The sequence below is a fragment of the Pseudoalteromonas sp. SM9913 genome (assembly GCF_000184065.1).
GTDB lineage: Bacteria > Pseudomonadota > Gammaproteobacteria > Enterobacterales > Alteromonadaceae > Pseudoalteromonas > Pseudoalteromonas tetraodonis.
Genome location: NC_014803.1, coordinates 589,029 through 609,963, shown reverse-complemented (window position 1 = coordinate 609,963; position 20,935 = coordinate 589,029). Strand labels below are relative to the sequence as shown.

Sequence of the window (20,935 nt, the reverse complement as noted above, 5' to 3'; positions counted from 1 at the left end):
CTCATTACTTTAATTATTAACTAGATCTTCACAAATTGTGTTCTATGCTCATTTGAGGTTCAGACCTTATTACAGGGACATAGTAATGCTCACAATTAATCACTTTTTTAATTCTTTAAATTTAACAAAAAAACTTATCTCCGCCTTTTTAGTTGTTGCCCTAGTGCCAATAACAATAATTATTATTGTCGCAATTAATACAGCTTCAAACTCGATGACAGAACAGGTTTATTCGCGTTTAGACGCTGTGAGTAAAGTAAAACAAAGCGCTGTTAAACGCTATTTTAACAACATTGAAAAAAAGCTTAATGCGCTGCAAGCAAATCCAGAAATGGCCAATATTGCGACAAAGTTTATAGATGGATTTAATGATACCTCCCCTTCAACCTCATCAGAGTCTCTAAATCGCTTTTATAAAGAGTCTTTTGCTCCAAAATTTAAACAGCTAAACCCAACTGATACAGTTTCTTCATCTCTATTAAAGCAAATGAATCCAAAAAGTATTGAGCTGCAATCTCGTTATCTAGCTAATAACCCAAACCCAATCGGTGAAAAACAAAAACTAACCACCACAGAGCAATCAGACAGTTACGAGCAAGCGCACCGCCAATATCACCCTTATCTACGCGATATGACTAATATAAATAAGTTCTACGATATTTTCATTATCGACCCAGCAAATGGCAATATTGTTTACTCTGTTTATAAAGAAGTAGACTTTGCAACATCGCTGCAAACAGGCCCCTACGCTAAAAGTAATTTAGCGAACCTATTTAGACAATTAAAAGACAGCAGCAACCCACAAAAAATTGCTTTTGCAGATTATAAACAGTACTCCCCTTCATATAATGCCCCTGCAAGCTTTATAGGAAAGCCTATTGTTGTTGATGGTAAAACGGTTGCTATTTTAGCTGCCCAATTATCGATTGAAGATATTAATTCAATTATGAAAGAACGTGACGGGTTGGGCGAAAGCGGAGAAACCTACCTTGTTGGCCCTGAAGGGTTAATGCGCTCTGACTCTTATATTGATCCGAAAAATCACTCTGTAGAAAGCTCGTTTAGAAACCCAAATAAAGGCACTGTGAATACCTTATCTGTAATCAAAGCACTAAAAAATGAAAAAGGGCAGCATGTTATAAATGACTATAACAATGAAATGGTGCTCTCTGCATTTGCACCTGTAAATGTATTTAATGTTCGCTGGGCACTCATAGCAGAAATGGACGAACAAGAAGCTTTTGAGTCAATAACGACTCTTTCCCAACTACTCATTGTGATACTTTTTGTCACTATTTTTATTGTTACTATTGCCGCATATTGGTTTGCGCGAACACTCACGAAGCCAATACATGCATTGGCTGATACGATGAAAAAAGTGGAGCAACAAGGTGACTTTTCATTACGAGCAACTGTCTATTCAAGCGATGAAATAGGCGTTAGCACTCAAGCATTTAACACTCTTCTTGATGCTCTACAGTTATCTATTAGTGAAACAAATCGCGTTATGAACCAAATGGCTGCGGGTAAATTTGATCAACGTATTGAAGCACCATGTCGAGGAGAGTTAGCTACGTTAAAACAAGCAACCAACGATTGCGCAAGTTCACTAAACGGGGCAATAAACGAATTAAATAACATTGCGATTGCTATGGCTGACGGTCAATTTGATATTCAAATTAATGTCTCAATGTCAGGTGAATTAGGCACCTTAAAAAGTAATATTAACCAATCGCTTTCCTCAATAAACAACACAATGAATAGTATCGTAGATATTATGGCTAACGTAGAGCAAGGTAACTTTAAAGAGCAAATTACCTATCCAGCTAAAGGAAAACTTGCCCAGCTAAAAGACAGCGTGAATAACTCAGTGAATAGCTTAAGTATTGCCATAGATGGTATTAGTGACGTTATGAGTGCATTACGACAGGGCCAGTTTTCAGCGCAATTAGATGCTCCCTTAGCTGGACAGCTTGATATCTTAAAACAAGATATTAATTCCAGTATGGCTAATTTAAATAATGTAATGAATGAAATAGGTGAAGTCATGTCCTTTGTTAGTAAAGGTGACTTTAAAAAAATGATTAAAGGTGAAGCCAGCGGTCAACTTGAGCAGTTAAAAAGTAACATCAATACATCAATTACTGCTATTGATAATGCTCTAACTGAAATTTCATCAGTCATGCTAGCAATTAGTCAGGGGCGCTTTGATCATACTATTTCATCGACTATGACAGGCCAGCTAAATAGTTTAAAAACAGATATAAACCACTCGGTAACAAACCTTGAACATGTCATAAATGATCTTAATCAAGTAATGGCTGCAATGGCAAATGGCGATTTTTCTCATCAATTAAAACAACCATTGCAAGGCCAATTGGAAGATTTAAAAAATAATGTTAATGAGTCTACCTCATTAGTTTCATTAGCTATAAATGAAGTAAGTAGCGTTTTGTCAAACTTAGCTAAAGGTGACCTTACCAAAAATATAGAGGGGCAATATCAAGGCGTATTCAATACCCTTAAAAGCGACACCAACGCGACCATTGAGAAATTAACTAATGTCATTCAAGAAATTCAAGTATCAGCTGGCCAGGTTATGCAAAATGCAGGTGAAATAGCTTCAAGTAATACTGAAATAAGTAAACGCACAGAAGAGCAAGCAGCCAACCTTGAAGAGGCAAGCTCAAGTACTGAGCAAATGCTAGATGAGCTAACTAAAGTATCTGAACAATCAAAAAGTGCCGTGGCATTGGCAAGCAATGCAGAGCAAATTGCTGAAGAAGGAAATCGCTTATCAATACAAACCGTTAGCGCGATTGATGACGTGAATGAAGCCAGTAAAGACATTAACGAAATACTTACGGTTATTGACAACCTCGCTTTTCAAACAAACTTGCTATCACTTAATGCCGCCGTGGAAGCTGCTAGGGCTGGCGACCACGGAAGGGGCTTTGCCGTAGTTGCTAATGAAGTAGGTGATTTAGCGGGGCGTAGTGCTAAATCGGCAAAGCAAATAAAAAGTATTATTGTAAATAGTAATCAAAAAATAGCGCTTGGGACGGAATTAGCAGACACCTCAGGGAAGAAATTAAAACACATAATGCAAGCTGTTAGCGATGTTAATAAAAATATAATACATATAGCGCATTCAACCTCCGCACAAGAGCAAGCGATTAAAGAGGTTAACCTTGTTGTACAACGTTTAACCGGTTTAACCCAGGCAAACTCGGCTATTACAGAAGAAACAATGGCGGCAGCACGTCAAATGGCAGAACAAGCTACCGAGATGAGAGTGCAACTCAATTACTTTAATCTAAAAAAAGAGCAACAATAGACGAAAGGTGCAGCAAGTTATTTTGCTAACACGATGCTTTTTTAACTTAAGTAATTTGATAAGCCATTATTGAATAATGGCTCATCATAACGTTACGTTACTTTACCTGCTAAATTAAAACGTGGCTGAGTATATAGCTGGGTTTTAACCACCTCAGCCAAAATCGTGACCGCATTCCATATATCTTCAAATGAGGTATAAAGAGGTGTAAAACCAAAGCGTAATATATTGGGCGCACGAAAATCAGCAATAACCCCTTTTTCAATTAACGCTTGGCATATAGCGAACGCGTCTGTATGTGAAAATGCCAATTGGCTACCTCTTTGACAGGCATTTTCAGTAGAGCATAAACGCAAATCACTTAAGCATGAATGTGTTTGTAGCAATTTAATAAATACCTCGGCAAGTGCAATCGACTTTTCTCTTATTTGAGAAATATCTACATCTTGCCATACATCAAGGGCGGCATCTAACGCACTCATAGCAATCACACTGGGTGTGCCACACAAATACTGATTTATATTATCAGCGCCCTGATATTCAGCATTAAAAGCAAATGGTTTAGCATGACCCATCCAACCTGATAGTGGCTGCTTTACACTAGTCTGATGACGTTTTGCCACATATAAAAATGCAGGCGAGCCCGGGCCACCGTTTAAGTATTTGTAGCCACAGCCAACAGCAAAATCTGCATTACAGTTATCGAGCTCAATAGGTAAAGCACCCGCGCTGTGGGCTAAATCCCATATCACTAAAATGCCTTTTTCGTGAGCAAGCTTGGTCAGCTTTTGCATATCTAATAGCTGCCCGGTTCTAAAGTTCACCTGCGTTAATAGCAGCACCGCCACTGAATCGCTAAGGCTTTGTTCAATGTGTTGCTCTGCTACTAATTCAAGCTGACATAGGTCAGGACCTAATAAGTGACTTAACCCTTGTACCATATATAAGTCGGTTGGAAAGTTATCTTGCGTGGATAACACCACATTTCGGCCAGGGCTTAACGATAACGCACTACTTAACAGCTTGAACAAGTTAACTGAAATAGAGTCACAACAAATTACTTGGCCTTTTGCAGCACCAATAATCGGCGCTATTTTATCTCCTACCTGAGTGGGTAAATCAATCCATTGGTGATCATTCCAACTTCTAATTAAGTGACTACCCCATTGTTGATTTACCACCTCTGCCACGCGCGACTTAACGGCTTTAGGCAAGGCACCTAGTGAATTACCATCGAGATAAATAGTGTCTGCGGGTAAATCAAATTCATCGCGTTTATTAGCCAGCGGGTCGGCTTTATCAAGCGCTACAATCTCATTAAAATTCATTTTTATATCTCATTTAAATTTTTTATTAGTGTACTAAATGCCTCAGTTCCTGGGTGGATCCAATCAAAATGCCCCACGCCTTCGATCATCACCACCGGGCGTTTAAGCTGCGCTAAATTAAAAGCGGGGACAATGGCATCTTTGTCGCCTTGTAAAATAATGCTCTGGGGATGAAGTGGCTGCTCACTCGGGTTAGCTTGCGTGTAAGCCTTAGGTTTATCAGTTGGCATACCTTGCATAAAATCTTTTGTCACTTTTTGACAGCTGTTATTACCACGTGCATATGCTTTTATATCAGTGATAGGGGCTAAGCCAATAACGCCTTTAAGCTGGCTTATTTCACCACCCGCAAGCAGTGCTAAATGCCCACCAGCAGAGTGCCCTACAGCAACCGAGTCAGCTAATTTAAACTCGCCAATATTGTAAGTACTTGCCGCTAAAATACCGGCTTTTATATCATTAAATGTGACAGGCCAGCCACCACCGCTTGTACCACTTCTTCGATACTCTAATGACCACACGTTAAAACCAGCTTGTGCAAGCCCCGTACTTAACGCATACGTGTGTTTAATATCGTACTCACTAAGCCAACAGCCACCATGGAGTAAAATAACTAACGGCGTTTGCACCAGTGCTTGTTTTGCGCGCCAAAGTAATGCGTACTGTGACTCATCACTGCCGTAGGCTATTTTTTCATCGGCTAAGTTAAATCCCAATGAAGCCACTTTTGCATAAGCTACATTATTTTCAACATCAGGAAATTCAACTGGTTGCTGCGAGGCACTATTTGCTAACAAAGGCCATACACTAAAAAATAAAACCACTAAGCTCTTCAAAATAAACTACTTCCTTTTTACCTAAAAACGGTATAACAAAATAACGCTGGTCAATCGTCTACAAACATTTTGTTGTACGACCTACCAGCGTTGTAACGTCATTCATAATAAAATAAATATAGTGTTTATTGTTGTTTGAAAATTACGCCTTCTTTCATCACAAAATCAACATCCATTAAAGCGCTAATATCGCTAAGTGGGCTGGAATCTAAGGCAATAATATCGGCAAACTTACCAGGCTCTATAGTGCCTAAGCTCTGGCTCATATCAATTAAATCAGCAGCATTGACGGTTGCCGACTTTAAAATATCGGAGGTACTCATACCGGCTTCATACATCAATACGGCTTCTTTTGCGTTAATACCGTGCTTTGATACGCCACTGTCCGTGCCAAAGGCAATTTTAACGCCGGCTTTGTAAGCCTTAGTAAAGTTGTTGAGCATATCGCCCCCCACTCTCGTTGCTTTAGCCTTAATAGGTGCAGACATAAAATCTGAATTTTTTGCCATATTAACCACAGTATCGCCAGCTAATAACGTTGGTACAAGGTAAGCGCCGGTTTCTTTAAAGAGCTTAATGCCCTCTTCATCGGTGTAACTGCCGTGTTCAATGCTATCAACCCCTGCACGAAGTGCGGCATTAATACCTTGTGCAGCATGGGCATGGCTTGCTACTTTTCGCCCTAACCCATGTGCGGTTTTTACAATGGCTTTGAGCTCATCGTCTTCCATTTGTTGACCCGTCCCCGTGGTGGTATCAGAAAGCACACCACCGGTAGAGGCCACTTTAATTAAATCGGCCCCATACTTAATTGCATAACGTGTTTTTTTACGGCACTCAACTGCGCCATCACACACTGTTCGTGGTGTTTTTATGGTGAGTAAATCAGGACTCATACCATCAACATCTAAATGCCCACCAGTAATAGTTACTCCAGCACCGGCAATAATACGCGGGCCATTAACCCAACCATTCGCCACCCCTTTTCGTAATGCGTACATTTGTTCGCTTTGGCTACCTACATCACGTACGGTGGTAAATCCCGCCATCAGGGTTTTATTAGCAAAATGAACACTGCGCATCGCTACATCTGCATCAGACATTTCAACCAGTTCTTTTTTATTATCTGGCCCAAGCTCACCTTGTAAATGCACATGCATATCCATAAGCCCTGGCATAACAAAGCTGGTCGATAAATCGATTAATTGGGCATCATCACCAAATCGAGAGGCCGGTAAAAAACCAGCGGATACAGACACTATTTTGCCATTTTCTATTACTACAGTTTGTTTTTGCTGTGATTTTTCGCCAGGGACGCTTAATAGCTCTCCCGCATAAATCACTTTAGTATTAGCTTGTGCACTGCTGGCGCAAAAATTTGCGGCTAAAAAAATCGAGGTAATAACACTCAATCGAAATATGCTCATGAAAATCTCCAATGATTCGCTTTTCGTTAACAGCAACGAAATAACGTTAAAATATTGTTATGCAACCAATACCTTATCAGGAAAGTCACAAAAACAAACCTGAAATACGTTTTTAGTAAAAATTCTGACCACTATTTACACTGCCTTCAAACTGAAAAAATAAAAAAGATGTCTATACTCAACCATATTGTTGTAATACTTTTCATATGTAGGGAGCTTATGGATATTAAAGACATAAATATTGCACTGCTAGAAAAATGCAACTTTCTTTTAATGGTATTTGATAACCATGATCAGCTCAGTTATCTCTCAGATGGGTGGTCAGAGCTAAATATTACAACCAAAAACATGCCAACTATTGAAAACCTGTATGCCTGTTGTACAACTCAAAGCAAAACACTATTACAACAACAAATTCTCGCACTAAAATCGCAACATAATGAGTTAGACCAATTTGATATTGAGCTCACATTTGCAACCGATTACTCTATTAAACTGAACTGCTGCTTACATAATGTGGATCAAAACCAACACCAATATATGGTTTTAGTTTTTAACCAGCATTTTGCCCAAGTGTCCTCTGTTATTAAAAATAACGAATTACAAACCATCATAGAAAACGCAGGCGAAGTTTTAAAAGTAGGTTATTGGCAGCTCGACTGTAATAGCAACCAATTATTTTGGACCGATGAAATTTACACTATCCATGGTGTTTCCCCTAGTCGCTATTCACCACAGTTAGATACTGCAATAAACTTTTATCATGCAGATGATAAGCCCAAAATAGCCAGCGCTGTCGAAAATGCGCTTTTAACGGGGCAAGAATGGAGTTGTATAAAATTACGTGTTGTAGATGACGACCAACAAGAACGCACGGTAATATCAAGCGGTAATGTATCAAGAAATAAAAATGGTGAAATTACTAAGCTATACGGCATTTTTCAGGATATAACAGGAAGTGAAAAAATAGCCCTTGAACGAGACTTTTTAGTTACCGCACTCAAAGAAACTACGGTAGGAATGGTCATTGCCGATAAAAATAAGCATGTTATTTGGGTTAATGGATCATTCGAAAAAATGACAGGGTATAGCCTTTTTGAAGTCGAAGGCAAAAAACTCGGCTCTATTTTACAAGGTGAAAATACTGATTTAAAAACGATAGCTAAACTTAAAACTCACCTCAAAAAAGGGCTGCCTATAAGCACCCGAATTTTAAACTACACCAAAAGTGGGGAACCCTATTGGAATGAGTTGGCAATATCGCCGATTTATAGAGATGGAAAAATCGCTTATTACTTTGCGGTGCAAAACGATGTAAGCAAAGAAATAAACATAGAACACAAACTCATAGCCCTTAATACCAGTTTAGAGCAAAGAATACAGGCACGCACTCAAGAACTATTTACACTTAACAAAGAGTTAGAAAAACAGGCTAATGTAGACCCACTTACAGGATGTTTAAATAGGCGAACCTTATACAGGTTCCTTACCGATGAGCTATTAAAAACACAAGATGGAAATACCTATATTTCATTATTAATGCTCGATATAGATCACTTTAAAGCCATAAATGATAACTACGGCCACGAAGCTGGAGATAAAGGTTTAAAAGAACTCGCTAATATTTTACATGGCCTCACCAGAAAAAATGACGCTGTATTTCGCCTTGGCGGTGAAGAGTTTTTAATTATAATGCCTAACACAAACAAAGCCGAAGCTAAGCAAGCCGCTGAGCGTATTAAAAACGCAGTGAATGAACATAAAGTTTACTATCGCAATAAAAATATTAGCTTTACTGTTAGTATTGGACTGCTTACCCACGATGGCACAATTAGCCTACAAAGCAGCTTAAAATACGTTGATGACTATTTATACGAGGCAAAAAATAGTGGTCGAAATAAAATTGTTGATTGACTCCCTATAAGACGGATTGTTTTAAATCAATTCGTAAAAATTTAAAAGGTCATATAAGCTAAATACTTAAGCATAATAATTTAATTGCATTTTACGCTAGCGCATCCGTTATTATTTTTATTCTATTACTCATTGTTAAGCATAACAAAAACAAGGTTACATAATGATAAAAGCGTCAACACCTGAGGATGAACTATCACGGCTAAAAGACTTATATGAGTATGACGTTTTAGACACTGAAGCTGAAAAATCCTTTGACGATTTAACCCAGCTTGCATCTGATATTTGCGAAACGCCAATCTCACTAATAAGTCTTGTTGATCCTGACAGGCAATGGTTTAAGTCAAAGCATGGTATTGATGTAGCCGAAACCGCACGAGATATTTCGTTTTGTTCTCACGCAATTCTAGAAAACCAAGTATTCGAAGTTCAAAATGCACTTACTGACACCCGCTTTCACGATAATCCCTTAGTTACAAACGACCCAAATATTCGCTTTTATGCAGGTGCACCTCTCATCACACCAAGAGGAAACGCTATAGGTACGTTATGTGTTATTAGCGATAAACCAAAAAAGCTTTCAAGCAAACAAATAAATGCACTCACGGTTTTGAGCAAAGAGGTCATTGCGCAATTAGAGCTTCGGCTTAATAATAAAAAGCTGTTTATGGCGTTAGAAAAACAAAAAGAACACAATAAAGAGCTAGAAAAGTTAAAAGAAGCCGCGGATATCGCCAATAACACAAAGAGTAAATTTTTGGCAAATATGACTCATGAGCTGAGAACCCCATTACATGGAATTTTAAATTTAGCTGAGTTTGCTATCTCAGAGACCACAACAGAGGAAAAAAACAGCACCTTAAAAAGCATATTAAAGTCAGCACATTACTTATCAAATATTGTTAACGATATTTTAGACTTTTCTAAAATTGAGGCTGGCAAATTAGAAATTGAACATATCAACTTCAGTCTTAATGAGGTTATTAGCGATGTAATAAAACCCCTGTTACAGCAGGCATCTGCTAAAGGCATAAAGCTGATTACATCGATAGACCCAAAAATAGCAGACAATTTAAAAGGCGATCCTCTTCGGATTTCGCAAATTTTAAATAACCTGTGCTCAAATGCGATTAAATTTACCAACTTTGGCCAAGTAGAACTGAAGATAAGTGTTAAAAATAGTACATTGCAAACACAAGTACTCACCTTTGAAGTTATTGATACAGGCCTTGGTGTTAATGAGACTGTTCAAGAGCATTTATTTAAAGAATTTCATCAGGCCGACTCATCAACCTCAAGGAAATATGGAGGCACAGGTTTAGGCTTATCAATTTGCGCTCGTTTAAGTGAGTTAATGCAGGGGCACCTTAGCTTTACCAGCAAAATAGTTAAGGGCTCCACGTTTACCTATGAGCAAAGCTTTGAGATTGCTTTATTGCCACCAACCTCGAAGCAGTGCACTGATATAACAAACCTTCAAGGTAGTACTGTTTTAATTGCCGAAGATAATAAAATAAATCAGCTTATTATTGTTAAAATGCTCAAAGCACATAATGCTAATTTAATTATCGCAGAGGACGGTAAAGAATGCGTTAAGTACTTCAAGGAGCACTCGGTAGACTTAATTTTCATGGATATACAAATGCCTGAAATGGATGGCATAAAAGCTACGCAAGCTATTAGAGCGCTTCCTACAGGTAAAACCGTTCCGATTATAGCTATGACAGCAAATACCCTAAAACAAGACATTGAGCATTATTTAGATATTGGTATGGATGGCTACTTAACTAAACCGTTTGATAAAGCTAAGATCAATAGCTTACTCAATGTTTATAATCCTAAAAACCTCAACCTAAAAAACTTAGCAGTAAAAATTAGCGATCCTAATGTTTCTAGCGACCGGAAGCTAAAGCAAATATGCAAAGAGTTAAAAACGCTTATTCCCAATGCTAATCGAGTGAGCCTTTGGTTATTTAATAAGGAATACAGTACATTAAATTGCTTAATTTGCCTTGATGAAAATAATGACGTGTCAAGTGGAACTGTTCTATACACAGAAAACTCCCCTGCTTATTTCAACTATATTTTAGCTAACCAAGTACTCGACGCTTCTGATGTCAGAAATAACGAAGTAACCAAGCCATTCTCTCACTCTTACTTTGAGCCACTCGATATTTATTCTTTACTTGATTACATTTATACACTTAATAGCAAACCGTTAGGTGTCATTTGTTGTGAAAGTGTGGGCTCAAAGGTAACTTGGAGTCAAGCTGATAAAAAGTCGTTAATCAAAGTCGCAGACGTTACTAACTTGTTTTTATCTAAACAAATAAAGCATGAATAAAACAGGCCTATTTAGTGGCTAAAATTACCACTAAATAGGGATAAAACTATTATCAGCCCTTCGTATTAAGCCTGCTCTAACTCACGCTGGGTTTGTTGTTTATCTGCTTTAACCGGCTTTATTTTAAAGAAAAAAGTATACACAACCGGAACAAACCCTAATGTTAAAATTGTTCCCATTGCAAGACCAAACGCAATAGTGCTTGCTTGGCCATAAAACAAAACATCTTTAGATAAAATGAGCGGCATTAAGCCTATTATTGTTGTACAAGTAGACATTAATATAGGTCGTAAACGTCTTAAAGAAGCGCTGATCACCGCCTCATAATTTTGTTGATTATACTGCTCAGCGGTTTGTTGTTCACTGTGCTCAATTTGTTTACGTTCAATATTAATACGGTCAATTAATATAACCGCATTATTAATGATAATTCCGGCAAGCGCATATAGACCTAAAATAACCATAAACCCAAAGTTTGCCTGCATAATCAACAAACCAAAAGCAGCACCAATGATGATCAATGGCACAGTCAAAAATACAATACTAGTTGCACGGTAAGAGCGAAATTGCGCAATAATAATAAACACCATAATGGCAATACACAGCGGTAAGTTAGCTAAAATTGACGCTTGCGATTCCGCGGAGTCTCCAATTACACCGTCATATTCTATTTCATAACCAGGTGGTAATTTTTCTCTTATTTTATCAAGCTTTCCTTCAATTAATGGCACCATACTTTGCGCCGACATAATCTGGTTTTTAGCTTGTACTGTTACAGTACGAAATAAATTTTCACGCGCAATACGCGCAAATTGCGTTTCATAGCGAATGTCGGCCACTTGCATTAAAGGAACATTAACCCCTCGAGCCGAAGAATAAACATTTACGCTGTTAATACGGTCTAGATCGTAACGTTCACTGTTTTGTGCCCTTAACACAATGGGGAATATGTCATCACCTTCACGAAACTCAGAGATTGTGCGTCCCGAAAAGTAGGTTTCTAATGCTTGGGCAACATCGTTTGAACTAACCCCAGCACGACGAGCATTTTGCTGGTTAACCTCAACTTTAAGTGTAGTAATGCGGTTTTCCCAATCACTTTTAATATCGAATGCGCCGTCTGTATTGCGCAATAAGGTTTTAATTTCCTCGCCAATAGAATAAATATAATTACTATCTGGGCCTTTAATTTGAATCTCTATCAGTGAAGAATCTGAGGGCCCTAAAAACATTTTAGTGGCGCGCCCCATAACTTCAGGAAAGTCTTGAGCAAACATGTCGCGCACGCTATTTATTGTTGGCTCAGCTAGTTTTCGCTCTCCAACATCAATCATAAAGAATGCTTTTGAAGGCTCAGGATCAATCGGTGTGAGTGACAAAACAAACCGTGGCCCGCCAAATCCACCATAAGCAGCATATTTTTTAATATGCGGAAAACGCGCTTTATCATCCAATTTTTTTAAAATGGCTTGTATCGTTGCATCAGTTTTACGCATTGACGTGCCGGCTGGCATATCTAAATACACTAAAATTTGCGCGCGGTCGGAGTCTGGAAAAAACTTAGCAGGCACTAAACTCATAGCCCAACCACCAACAAAAAACAGCCCTAATATAACAACAAAAAAAATTATGCGAGCGCGCATAATTCGTCTTAATACTTTTTCATAAAGCGGACTAAGGCTATCGAAAAATCCATTAATTTTGCGGCGAATAATATTTTGCTTTTGCCTCGTTTCCTTTTTCACAAAGCGATGACACAAGTAAGTAGTAAAGGTTAGGCTCAACGCCCATGAAATAAGCAATGCAATTAACACCACCAGCGAAATAGAGCGTGTATATTCACCCGCACTACTTTGCGCCAACATCAATGGCAAAAACACAAGAATAGTAGTCAACGATGAGGTTAAAGAGGGTATCGCAAGCGTACCCGAGGTATTACGAATAGCTTCGTCACGCGTTTCGCCCTCTTCTATACGCTTTTTAAAATCTTCAGCCATTATTATGCCATCATCAACCAGTAGCCCAAGCGCTATAATTAACGTGGCAAGCGACATACGCTCCAGCGGAATACCCATAAAGTTCATAAATGAAAGCGTGATTAAAATAGCTGCAGGTACAATCGAACCTACAATTAAGCCGGTGCGTAGACCTAAAAACATAATAACCACAATAGAGACAACAACAATGGTTTGTAACACACTAAAGCTCACACCAAATACAGCATCGGCAACCACATCCGCTTGGCGGGTAATATTTTTTAATTGATAGCCCGCAGGTATAGTTTGATTAATTTGAGCTATCATCGCTTCCATTTTAGGAGTGAACTTCAGCACATCCGCTTGTTCATCCTTAGAGATTGCAAAAATAATGGCTTGACGGCCATTGTAGTAACTTGTTCTTGAAGGGGGGTCGATCACTTCACGGCTTATTTTGGCAATATCACGTAATAAGATGGTTTGTGATTGATTGGGAACAGTGATCAGCGTATTGCGTATATCAGCTAGGCTTTGGTAATTCCCAGAAGGCTGGATAATAAAGTTTTCACCATCGGCATCAATAATGCCACTGGGGCGTATAATATTTTGATTTTTTAAAGCCGCAATCAATTGTGTGGGTGCAATCCCCAATTGAGCGAGCTTAGCGTTTTTAGTTTCAATAAAAATACGCTCTTGTTGAATACCCAAAATATCAATTTTTTTTGTGCCTTCGACTTGATGCATCATATCAGCAATATGTTGCGCCACATCTTGGCGATCCCCCATGCTATAAGCGGGATCTGCAATAAGTGCCACTGTTAAAACGGCAACATCACCAAAATCATCATTAATCACATAAGGTAAAGTACCACTGGGTAGCTCGCCTCGAACCGCGTTAATTTGGTCACGCAGTATATCCCACTGCTGATCAAACTCACTTTGCTCAACACTTTGCTTGAGCTCTGCGTGAATAATAGAGCGGCCTGGAATAGATACTGAGCGAATTTCGGCAATACTGGGCATTTCACGTATCGCTTCTTCGAGTGTTTTAGTGATCAACAGCTCTACTTTTTTTGCGCTCATGCCAGGGTAAGCGGTTGTTACAACCGCCTCACGAATTTTTATTTTAGGATCTTCTTGTTTGGGTAGTTGATAATAACTAAATGCGCCAAATAGCATAAGGCCAAAGACGATGGCCAGCATCAAGCGATTATGATCAAGAGCAAGCTCTGAAATAGTAGGGATTTTCATCGTTTAAATCTCCGTCACGGGTTATGGATTAAGGCGCTTGATTTCACCCTCGATAAGCGTCACTTTTTGCCCATCGTGTAAAAAAGCCATTCCCGCATTAACAATTCGCTCCCCTTCTTTTAAATCGCCTTTAATTTGCGCTTTCTGCGCAAAAAACGTTACTACGTCCACGGTTATTTTTTGTAAAACATAACCTGCTTGTTGTGATTCAGCTTGCACTGTAGGTACCAGCTTAAAAACAAAATGCTGATTATTTTCTTGCGCCATAATGGCACTTACAGGTACTACAAAAGCATCTGTGGCTTCCTGCTGTTGTTTAAATTGTACTTCAGCACTCATACCCGTTCTAATATCTGCAACATCATTTGCAGATATCTTTAAAATAACAGGAAACGCATTCGCGCCTTGAGCAGCTGTGCCAATTTCTTTAATTTTGGCATTCAACGTTTTATCTAATGCTGAAATAGTTACCTTAGCAGGCTTATCAATAGCTAATGAGGAGAGAATCGCTTCAGGGGCAAGGGTAGAAACTTCAAAATTTTCTTTACCTTGAATTATAAATGCAGACGTATTTGGGCTTACCTGTTGTGAAGGTTCAATATTACGTTTTGAAATAGTCCCTGCATAGGGCGCAATTAGCGTGGTATCTTGTAACTCTTCTTTTGCCATCGCTAGTCGAACTTTAGCAATATCGACTTTATCTTTGGCACTCTCATATTGCGACTTTGCTACATCGTATTGCGCGCGTGACACAGCGCCATCATCAACCAGTGATGCTTTGCGCTCAAAATCTTGCTTAACATTTAGCAGCATAGCCTTCGCATTAGAGACCTGCCCTTTGGCCTCTTGCACTGCCAATAAATACTTTGTTTGTTCCAGCCTAGCTAACGGCTCACCTTTTTCAAAAGCCTCACCAATTTCAAAAAAAACGTCTTCGACCTTGCCGCTAACCTCAAACATTAAAGTGGCTGTGTTAGCAGGTTGGATAACACCTGATAAAATACGACTATCAAACGATTTAGTTTTATTTAACTCTATGACAGAAACAGGTTTTAATTTTTGCTCAGAAACTTGCTCTTCAGAGCACCCTGACAACATAAAAATAATAACGAAACAAACAGCTATATAATTCATAATTTCCCTTGATAAATAGTGTATTCAAACTGGTTGTACTACCAAACTAACCACAATCAATATTCACAGTGAGCCATCTAATTTAAAGTATGGCTAACATTGTTATCACCCTGAAAGCTTGGGTATAATGCAATATTCCGGCTGTATTTTTAGCCTCTAAATTGGATCTCCACATGAAAAAACTATCTGCTGTGCAAGTAAAACAACAAGCTCTCGTTCTCAATGTTGCTGACAAAATAGAAGAGCAAGGCCGTGCTGAAATCCCAGGTATGCTGCAATGCTGGTTTGATGTGGAATATCATTTATTTCCAGGTTCTTTACTAATGTGTTTTCAATTTGAAAACCAACAAGCACTTACAGCCGCAGAGCCGGAGCTACTAAAGTGGCAAAAACGCTTAAGCGGTGCCATGCTCAAAAAAGGCGTAATTTTAAAAGATATGCGCAAACATTTAGTATTTACCCTAAAAGGACCAGACGACTAAACCACTTATTTTGTAAGCGCACTCTACTTTGGTGCGCTTTCCAAATTAAACTCATTAACGTGCTTAATCAGCTCAGGGAAAAACGCTAAAAAGAGCTCATCTAGCTCACTATAATGGCGGATTATATCTTCAGCGGTGCCTGCAAAATTATTAGTAAAGCGAATACGTTTAGCAATATTATCAAGCGCCCGCCCCACCCCATCAATGCTTTCGTACTCCTTAAACCAATCGTTTTTCGTCATACTGGTTACTACACGCTGCATTTTCTGTGGCATTACAGGTATACGCCTGTCCAAAAGGTCATAACTGGTGTGCTTAAAATCAATTAGTGATTGGTTATTAAACTGCTGCCAATGCGCAATAAGAAAATGATCAAACACCACATCAACTGCCACACCTGCAAAGCGCCTGCGCTTGGCTGAAAAAAGCTGCTTAGCTTCTTTTACTAGAGGATGTGTGTCAGTAAATTTATCCACTAAATAATGGTTATCTAGCGCACTTTTTACAGTTGTAGGTAGATGCGTTACCTGTCGTTGGCCACCAAAATCTCCCAGCAAATTGCCAAAATGAGAATCAGCCGTAGGCTGTGCTAAATAAAGGTGGGCTAAGTAATTCATTGGTTGCCAATATAGATTAATATACCAAACTCAGATAGTTTTAAATTCAAACACGTAAAAAGATGGAACGCAGTTCCACCTTTATACATTTTAGATACTGATAGCGCATTCTAAAATATTACGCTTTTGAAACCTTGCTTGCACCAGCATTATCAAGAATTTCTTCAACACTATTTTTGTTATCGCTGTTATATTTAACACCGACGAGTATTGAACCTTTCTCAATTGCGTCTTCATAATACTTAATTTCATGTTCTGGAATAAATGCGCCGATTGCTGCGCCTAAAGTCCCACCAACGGCAGCACCTGCGCCACCAGCTGCAAGTGCTGAAACCAAAGGACCTGCAACTAATAAGCCGGCACCACCAGAAGCGACTGCTCCAACAGCGGTAAAACCACCAATAATTGCCGCTAACACGCCACCAGATGCAGCGCCCAACAAACCGCCCTCTGCAGCTTTGGTCCCTTCATCTACAGCAAAGTCTTCCTTTGTATAGGAGTCGTTAGCGACAATGCTTATATCCGCCTCACTTACACCTAAAGCTTCTAATCTATAAATTGCTAATGTTGCTTGTGATGCATTATCGAATAACCCAGTAATAACAGTACTCATAATAACTCCTTTATTTGTTTAAGAAAGTACGCTTAGTAATTAGCAACATTCAAACCAAATTTTTAATCCTTTAAAATCAAATAGATAAATAAAAAAGCAGAGTGAAGCTCTACGTTTTAAAGTAAAAGTTGCTAGAAGTTGTAAAAAGTTCACACACATAGGTATCACTCAAGCGATTGAAATATGAGTAGAATTACAAAGAGACTAACGTTATTAGCATTGTTCTTCTAAAAATATCAACAACCCACGTTCATAGCGACTCAGGTACTTAGTCTTACGGGGTAGTTTGTCTAAGTTATTAAAGTCCTTTAGAGCTTCCTTGCCTCCTTTATACAGCTCAATCAACTTTGGATGAATATATGAATTACGAGCTATTGCTGGGGTATTCCCTAAATTACTTGAAACGCTATCTAACATATCTTTAAGCGAAAGCTGGCCGTTTGATTTATGTAAGACTTCAAATGCCAAAACACTGGCCCGCCATGTTCTAAAATGTTTTGCACTAAACTGCTCGCCCATAACACTTTGAATAAACTCATTCACCTCTTTGGAGGTAACATCACAATACTCGCCTTCATCGATATATTGGAATAGGCTCTGCCCAGGCAAATCTTGCAACTGCTGTATGATAGAGCTAAGCACTTTATCTGTTATGTTCACTTCTCTTTGCTTACCGGATTTTGCTTTATACTTTAAGCGAATATTTTTACCAGTTAGTTTTGCATGCCGGCTACGCAATGTTGTAGCACCAAAACTATTATTATGTTTGGCATTTTTTTTAGAGCCAACGCGCAGGGCTCCAAGATCCATTAAACGTACAACGGCTGCAATTGTGCGCTGGTAATCAAGCTCATTACCTCGCAAATATTCCGATAGTTTTGCTCTTAACAAAGGCAGTTTATTTCCAAATAAAGCACATGCTTCAAACTTTTTAAGCTCTTGCTGCTCCCTAAACTCGGGATGATAAAAGTATTGCTTGCGGCCTTTGCTGTCGTAGCCAGTAGCTAAAATATGCCCATTTTCTTCTGGACATAACCATACATCTTTGTATGCGGGGGGAAAAGCGAGGCTGTCTAACCGCTCTACTTCATCTTTATCATGTATTTTCTTTCCTGCAGGATCATAATAAACCCATTGGTTTTCATGCCTCTTACGAGTTATGCCCGGCAAGTTATCATCGACATAAATTAGTTTCATTTTATTCCTTTAAATTTTTGTAATCCTCAAATAAAACGGTGCCATCAATAACAAGGGCTAGTTCTCACTAGCCCTTGTTATACGATTTATCGACTCCAATACCTAAGGTTACGAATTTTTGAGACAAACTCACTTGCGGAAATTTTATTTAAATCCAACCAGCCATCATCAAGTTGTCCATTTAAACCAGTAGCCTCGATTAAAGGAGCTGCTTTATCACTAAAGCCGATATACTTCATATGTGCATAAGCATCACTGACAAAATCTTTCGCCTCCGGTATTTCAGCAAGCTTTTTGGCGCCTTCATTAGTGGTAAGCAGAGCTATTGCGTCGTAAAGCACCGAAGGTCCGCCGTTAATCACCTGATCGGCCTCAACAATCTCGCCCTTACTATTTTTAGCACCACCAACTTGAGCCGCAATAACTTCATGGCTTGCACCTTCCTCTTTAAGGCTTTGTATTAATAAATTAAAGGTTTCAGCATCAAAACCATCACTTACTAATATACCAAGCTTCCTGCCTTTAAATGTATTTGGCGCATTTTTTAAAATGCTTAGCGCATCAGATACTGGTAAATCTTGACGGGTATCAAGCGCCGCTTCTGCCGCATCTGGCATAGTTTGTAAACCTAAACCCAATGCAACTTTCTCAGCAAGCTTGTTATCAATGTTTAACAGATGAGAAACTACGCGTTCTCTGATACGTAAATGCTCTACTTTAGATAACTCAAAAATTAAAGCGTCTTGAATATGCGTTTGCTCAACGTCGGTTTGACTTAAATAAAATTGTCGTGCTTGGCTATAGTGATCACTAAATGTTTCTGAGCGATAGCGTAATTTACCACCGTCAGTTTCAGATTCTGAGCTTTTGAATCCGTGTACAGGGCACTCTCGCGGGGTGTTTTCACCCCCGCTGAATGAATTAGGTTCGTAATTAACCCGGCCTTTAGGGTTCTGCATTGCCATGTGGCCATCTTGAAGAAAATGTCTCATCGGGCATTTTGCTGCATTAATAGGAATTTGTGTGAAATTAGGCCCACCTAGGCGTTTGGTTTGTGTATCTAGGTAAGAAAAATTACGGCCTTGCAATAAAGGATCAGCAGTAAAATCAAGTCCTGGTACTATATTCTGTGTGCAAAATGCAACCTGTTCGGTTTCTGCGAAGAAGTTGTCTACGACTCGATTGAGCACCATTTTACCAATAATTTTAACTGGCACTTGCTCTTCGGGTATCAGTTTAGTGGCATCAAAAACATCAAACTCGAACTCTTCAGCAAATTTTTGATCAAATACTTGAATGCCCAACTCCCATTCCGGATAGTCTCCATTATTAATTGATTCCCACATGTCACGACGATGAAAATCAGGATCAACGCCATTTAATTTCAATGCCTCATTCCAAACCACTGACTGCATACCGCCTTTAGGTTTCCAGTGGAACTTAACAAATTTTTCTTCACCTTGTGCATTAATAAACTTAAAAGTATGAACGCCAAATCCTTCCATAAACCTTAATGAGCGCGGGATAGCTCTATCTGACATTGCCCACATAACCATGTGCATGGATTCTGGCGACAAACTTACAAAATCCCAAAAATTATCGTGGGCTGTTTGCGCTTGTGGAAAACCACGATCTGGTTCTGCTTTTGCGCTATGTATAAGGTCGGGAAACTTCATCGCGTCTTGAATGAAAAAAACTGGGATATTATTGCCTACCAGATCCCAATTACCTTCCTGCGTATAAAACTTAACGGCAAAACCTCGCACATCACGAGCTAAATCAGGCGAGCCCTGATTACCCGCCACTGTTGAAAAGCGTGCAAAAACAGGTGTTTTTTCACCTTTACGTTGAAAAATATCAGCAGAAGTTAAATCATCTAAAGCATCATACGTTTCAAAGTAACCATGTGCTCCATACCCTCTTGCGTGAACAACTCGCTCAGGAATTCGCTCGTGATCAAAGTGAAACAACTTTTCTCGTAACACATGATCTTCCAATAGTCCTGGTCCGCGTTGACCTGCTTTTAATGAATTTTGATTATCACTAATAGGGCAACCTTGTGCGGTTGTCATTACGGGGTGGTCTTCATTAGCTTTTTGATGAAGCTCTCCTGCATGTCCTTTATTATTTGTGTACTTAAATGACTCTGCCATAACTTTTCTTCCTTAAATGATTTTTTGATTGCTATATTTTTAAAGGGTTAAAAAACAACAACCAAGCAAAAAAAAGACCATATCTAAATAGCTTTAAAATCAATAACTAAGAAAGGAATGAAAATATTTTACCAATACAAACTATAAAAATTACACAACTAATGTAAGCTTTCCCCAGAGCATCATTTTATTCTGATTTTCATTATTACTGTATTTTTACAATGATAGATTTAGTGAGGACTTTGTCTTTATTGAGGGCTCAGAAAGGTTTGAACGTAAATGTTACTCGGCTTTATTCTTATTTAAAATAGCGTTCTGCTTTTGTA

General features: G+C 38.8%; 13 protein-coding genes. 4 read left to right on the top strand and 9 right to left on the bottom strand.

The features are described from left to right. Positions 1-85: 85 nt before the first annotated feature. Positions 86-3,337, top strand: a complete 3,252-nt coding sequence (locus PSM_RS02810) for a methyl-accepting chemotaxis protein (protein ID WP_013464118.1) — start codon at positions 86-88, stop codon at positions 3,335-3,337. Positions 3,338-3,429: 92 nt separating this feature from the next. Here the strand turns inward: PSM_RS02810 and kynU are convergent, their stop codons facing one another. From kynU to PSM_RS02795, 3 genes are all read right to left on the bottom strand, one after another. Further along, on the bottom strand, positions 3,430-4,665 hold the full coding sequence (gene kynU / locus PSM_RS02805) for a kynureninase (protein WP_013464117.1): 1,236 nt from the start codon (positions 4,663-4,665) through the stop codon (positions 3,430-3,432). Positions 4,666-4,667: 2 nt separating this feature from the next. Beyond that, a complete protein-coding gene (locus PSM_RS02800; RefSeq protein ID WP_013464116.1) occupies positions 4,668-5,501 on the bottom strand; it encodes an alpha/beta hydrolase family protein in 834 nt (277 codons plus the stop codon). Between the two features lie 125 nt (positions 5,502-5,626). Beyond that, positions 5,627-6,928, bottom strand: a complete 1,302-nt coding sequence (locus PSM_RS02795) for a metal-dependent hydrolase family protein (RefSeq protein WP_013464115.1) — start codon at positions 6,926-6,928, stop codon at positions 5,627-5,629. A 219-nt stretch (positions 6,929-7,147) separates the two neighbouring features. On the opposite strand from PSM_RS02795, the gene PSM_RS02790 reads away from it, so the two are divergent. Next, positions 7,148-8,842: a GGDEF domain-containing protein gene (locus tag PSM_RS02790; protein ID WP_013464114.1), complete on the top strand. Its 1,695-nt coding sequence runs from the start codon at positions 7,148-7,150 to the stop codon at positions 8,840-8,842. 163 nt (positions 8,843-9,005) lie between these two features. Beyond that, positions 9,006-11,186 carry a GAF domain-containing hybrid sensor histidine kinase/response regulator gene (locus tag PSM_RS02785; RefSeq protein WP_013464113.1) on the top strand — a complete coding sequence of 727 codons (2,181 nt, stop codon included), beginning with the start codon at positions 9,006-9,008 and terminating at the stop codon, positions 11,184-11,186. Between the two features lie 65 nt (positions 11,187-11,251). Here PSM_RS02785 and PSM_RS02780 read toward each other — a convergent pair whose 3' ends face one another. Together PSM_RS02780 and PSM_RS02775 are read right to left on the bottom strand one after the other, a co-directional pair. Further along, a complete protein-coding gene (locus tag PSM_RS02780) occupies positions 11,252-14,413 on the bottom strand; it encodes an efflux RND transporter permease subunit (protein ID WP_013464112.1) in 3,162 nt (1,053 codons plus the stop codon). A 21-nt stretch (positions 14,414-14,434) separates the two neighbouring features. Continuing rightward, complete coding sequence (locus tag PSM_RS02775) at positions 14,435-15,547, bottom strand: efflux RND transporter periplasmic adaptor subunit (RefSeq protein WP_013464111.1); 1,113 nt, start codon at positions 15,545-15,547, stop codon at positions 14,435-14,437. Positions 15,548-15,720: 173 nt separating this feature from the next. Between PSM_RS02775 and PSM_RS02770 the strand changes: the two genes are divergently transcribed. Next, positions 15,721-16,029, top strand: coding sequence for a hypothetical protein (locus PSM_RS02770; RefSeq protein ID WP_010390782.1), 309 nt, complete (start codon positions 15,721-15,723; stop codon positions 16,027-16,029). A 23-nt stretch (positions 16,030-16,052) separates the two neighbouring features. Here the strand turns inward: PSM_RS02770 and PSM_RS02765 are convergent, their stop codons facing one another. From PSM_RS02765 to PSM_RS02750, 4 genes are all read right to left on the bottom strand, one after another. After that, a complete protein-coding gene (locus tag PSM_RS02765; RefSeq protein ID WP_013464110.1) occupies positions 16,053-16,646 on the bottom strand; it encodes an acyl carrier protein phosphodiesterase in 594 nt (197 codons plus the stop codon). A 118-nt stretch (positions 16,647-16,764) separates the two neighbouring features. After that, the gene (locus tag PSM_RS02760; RefSeq protein WP_013464109.1) at positions 16,765-17,259 is read right to left on the bottom strand and encodes a general stress protein; all 495 of its coding nucleotides are present in this window, start codon (positions 17,257-17,259) and stop codon (positions 16,765-16,767) included. Positions 17,260-17,472: 213 nt separating this feature from the next. Further along, entirely contained in the window at positions 17,473-18,456 is a 984-nt protein-coding gene (locus PSM_RS02755; protein WP_013464108.1) for a DNA topoisomerase IB, read from the bottom strand. A gap of 86 nt (positions 18,457-18,542) precedes the next feature. Further along, the gene (locus PSM_RS02750) at positions 18,543-20,609 is read right to left on the bottom strand and encodes a catalase (protein ID WP_013464107.1); all 2,067 of its coding nucleotides are present in this window, start codon (positions 20,607-20,609) and stop codon (positions 18,543-18,545) included. Between the last annotated feature and the right edge of the window lie 326 nt (positions 20,610-20,935).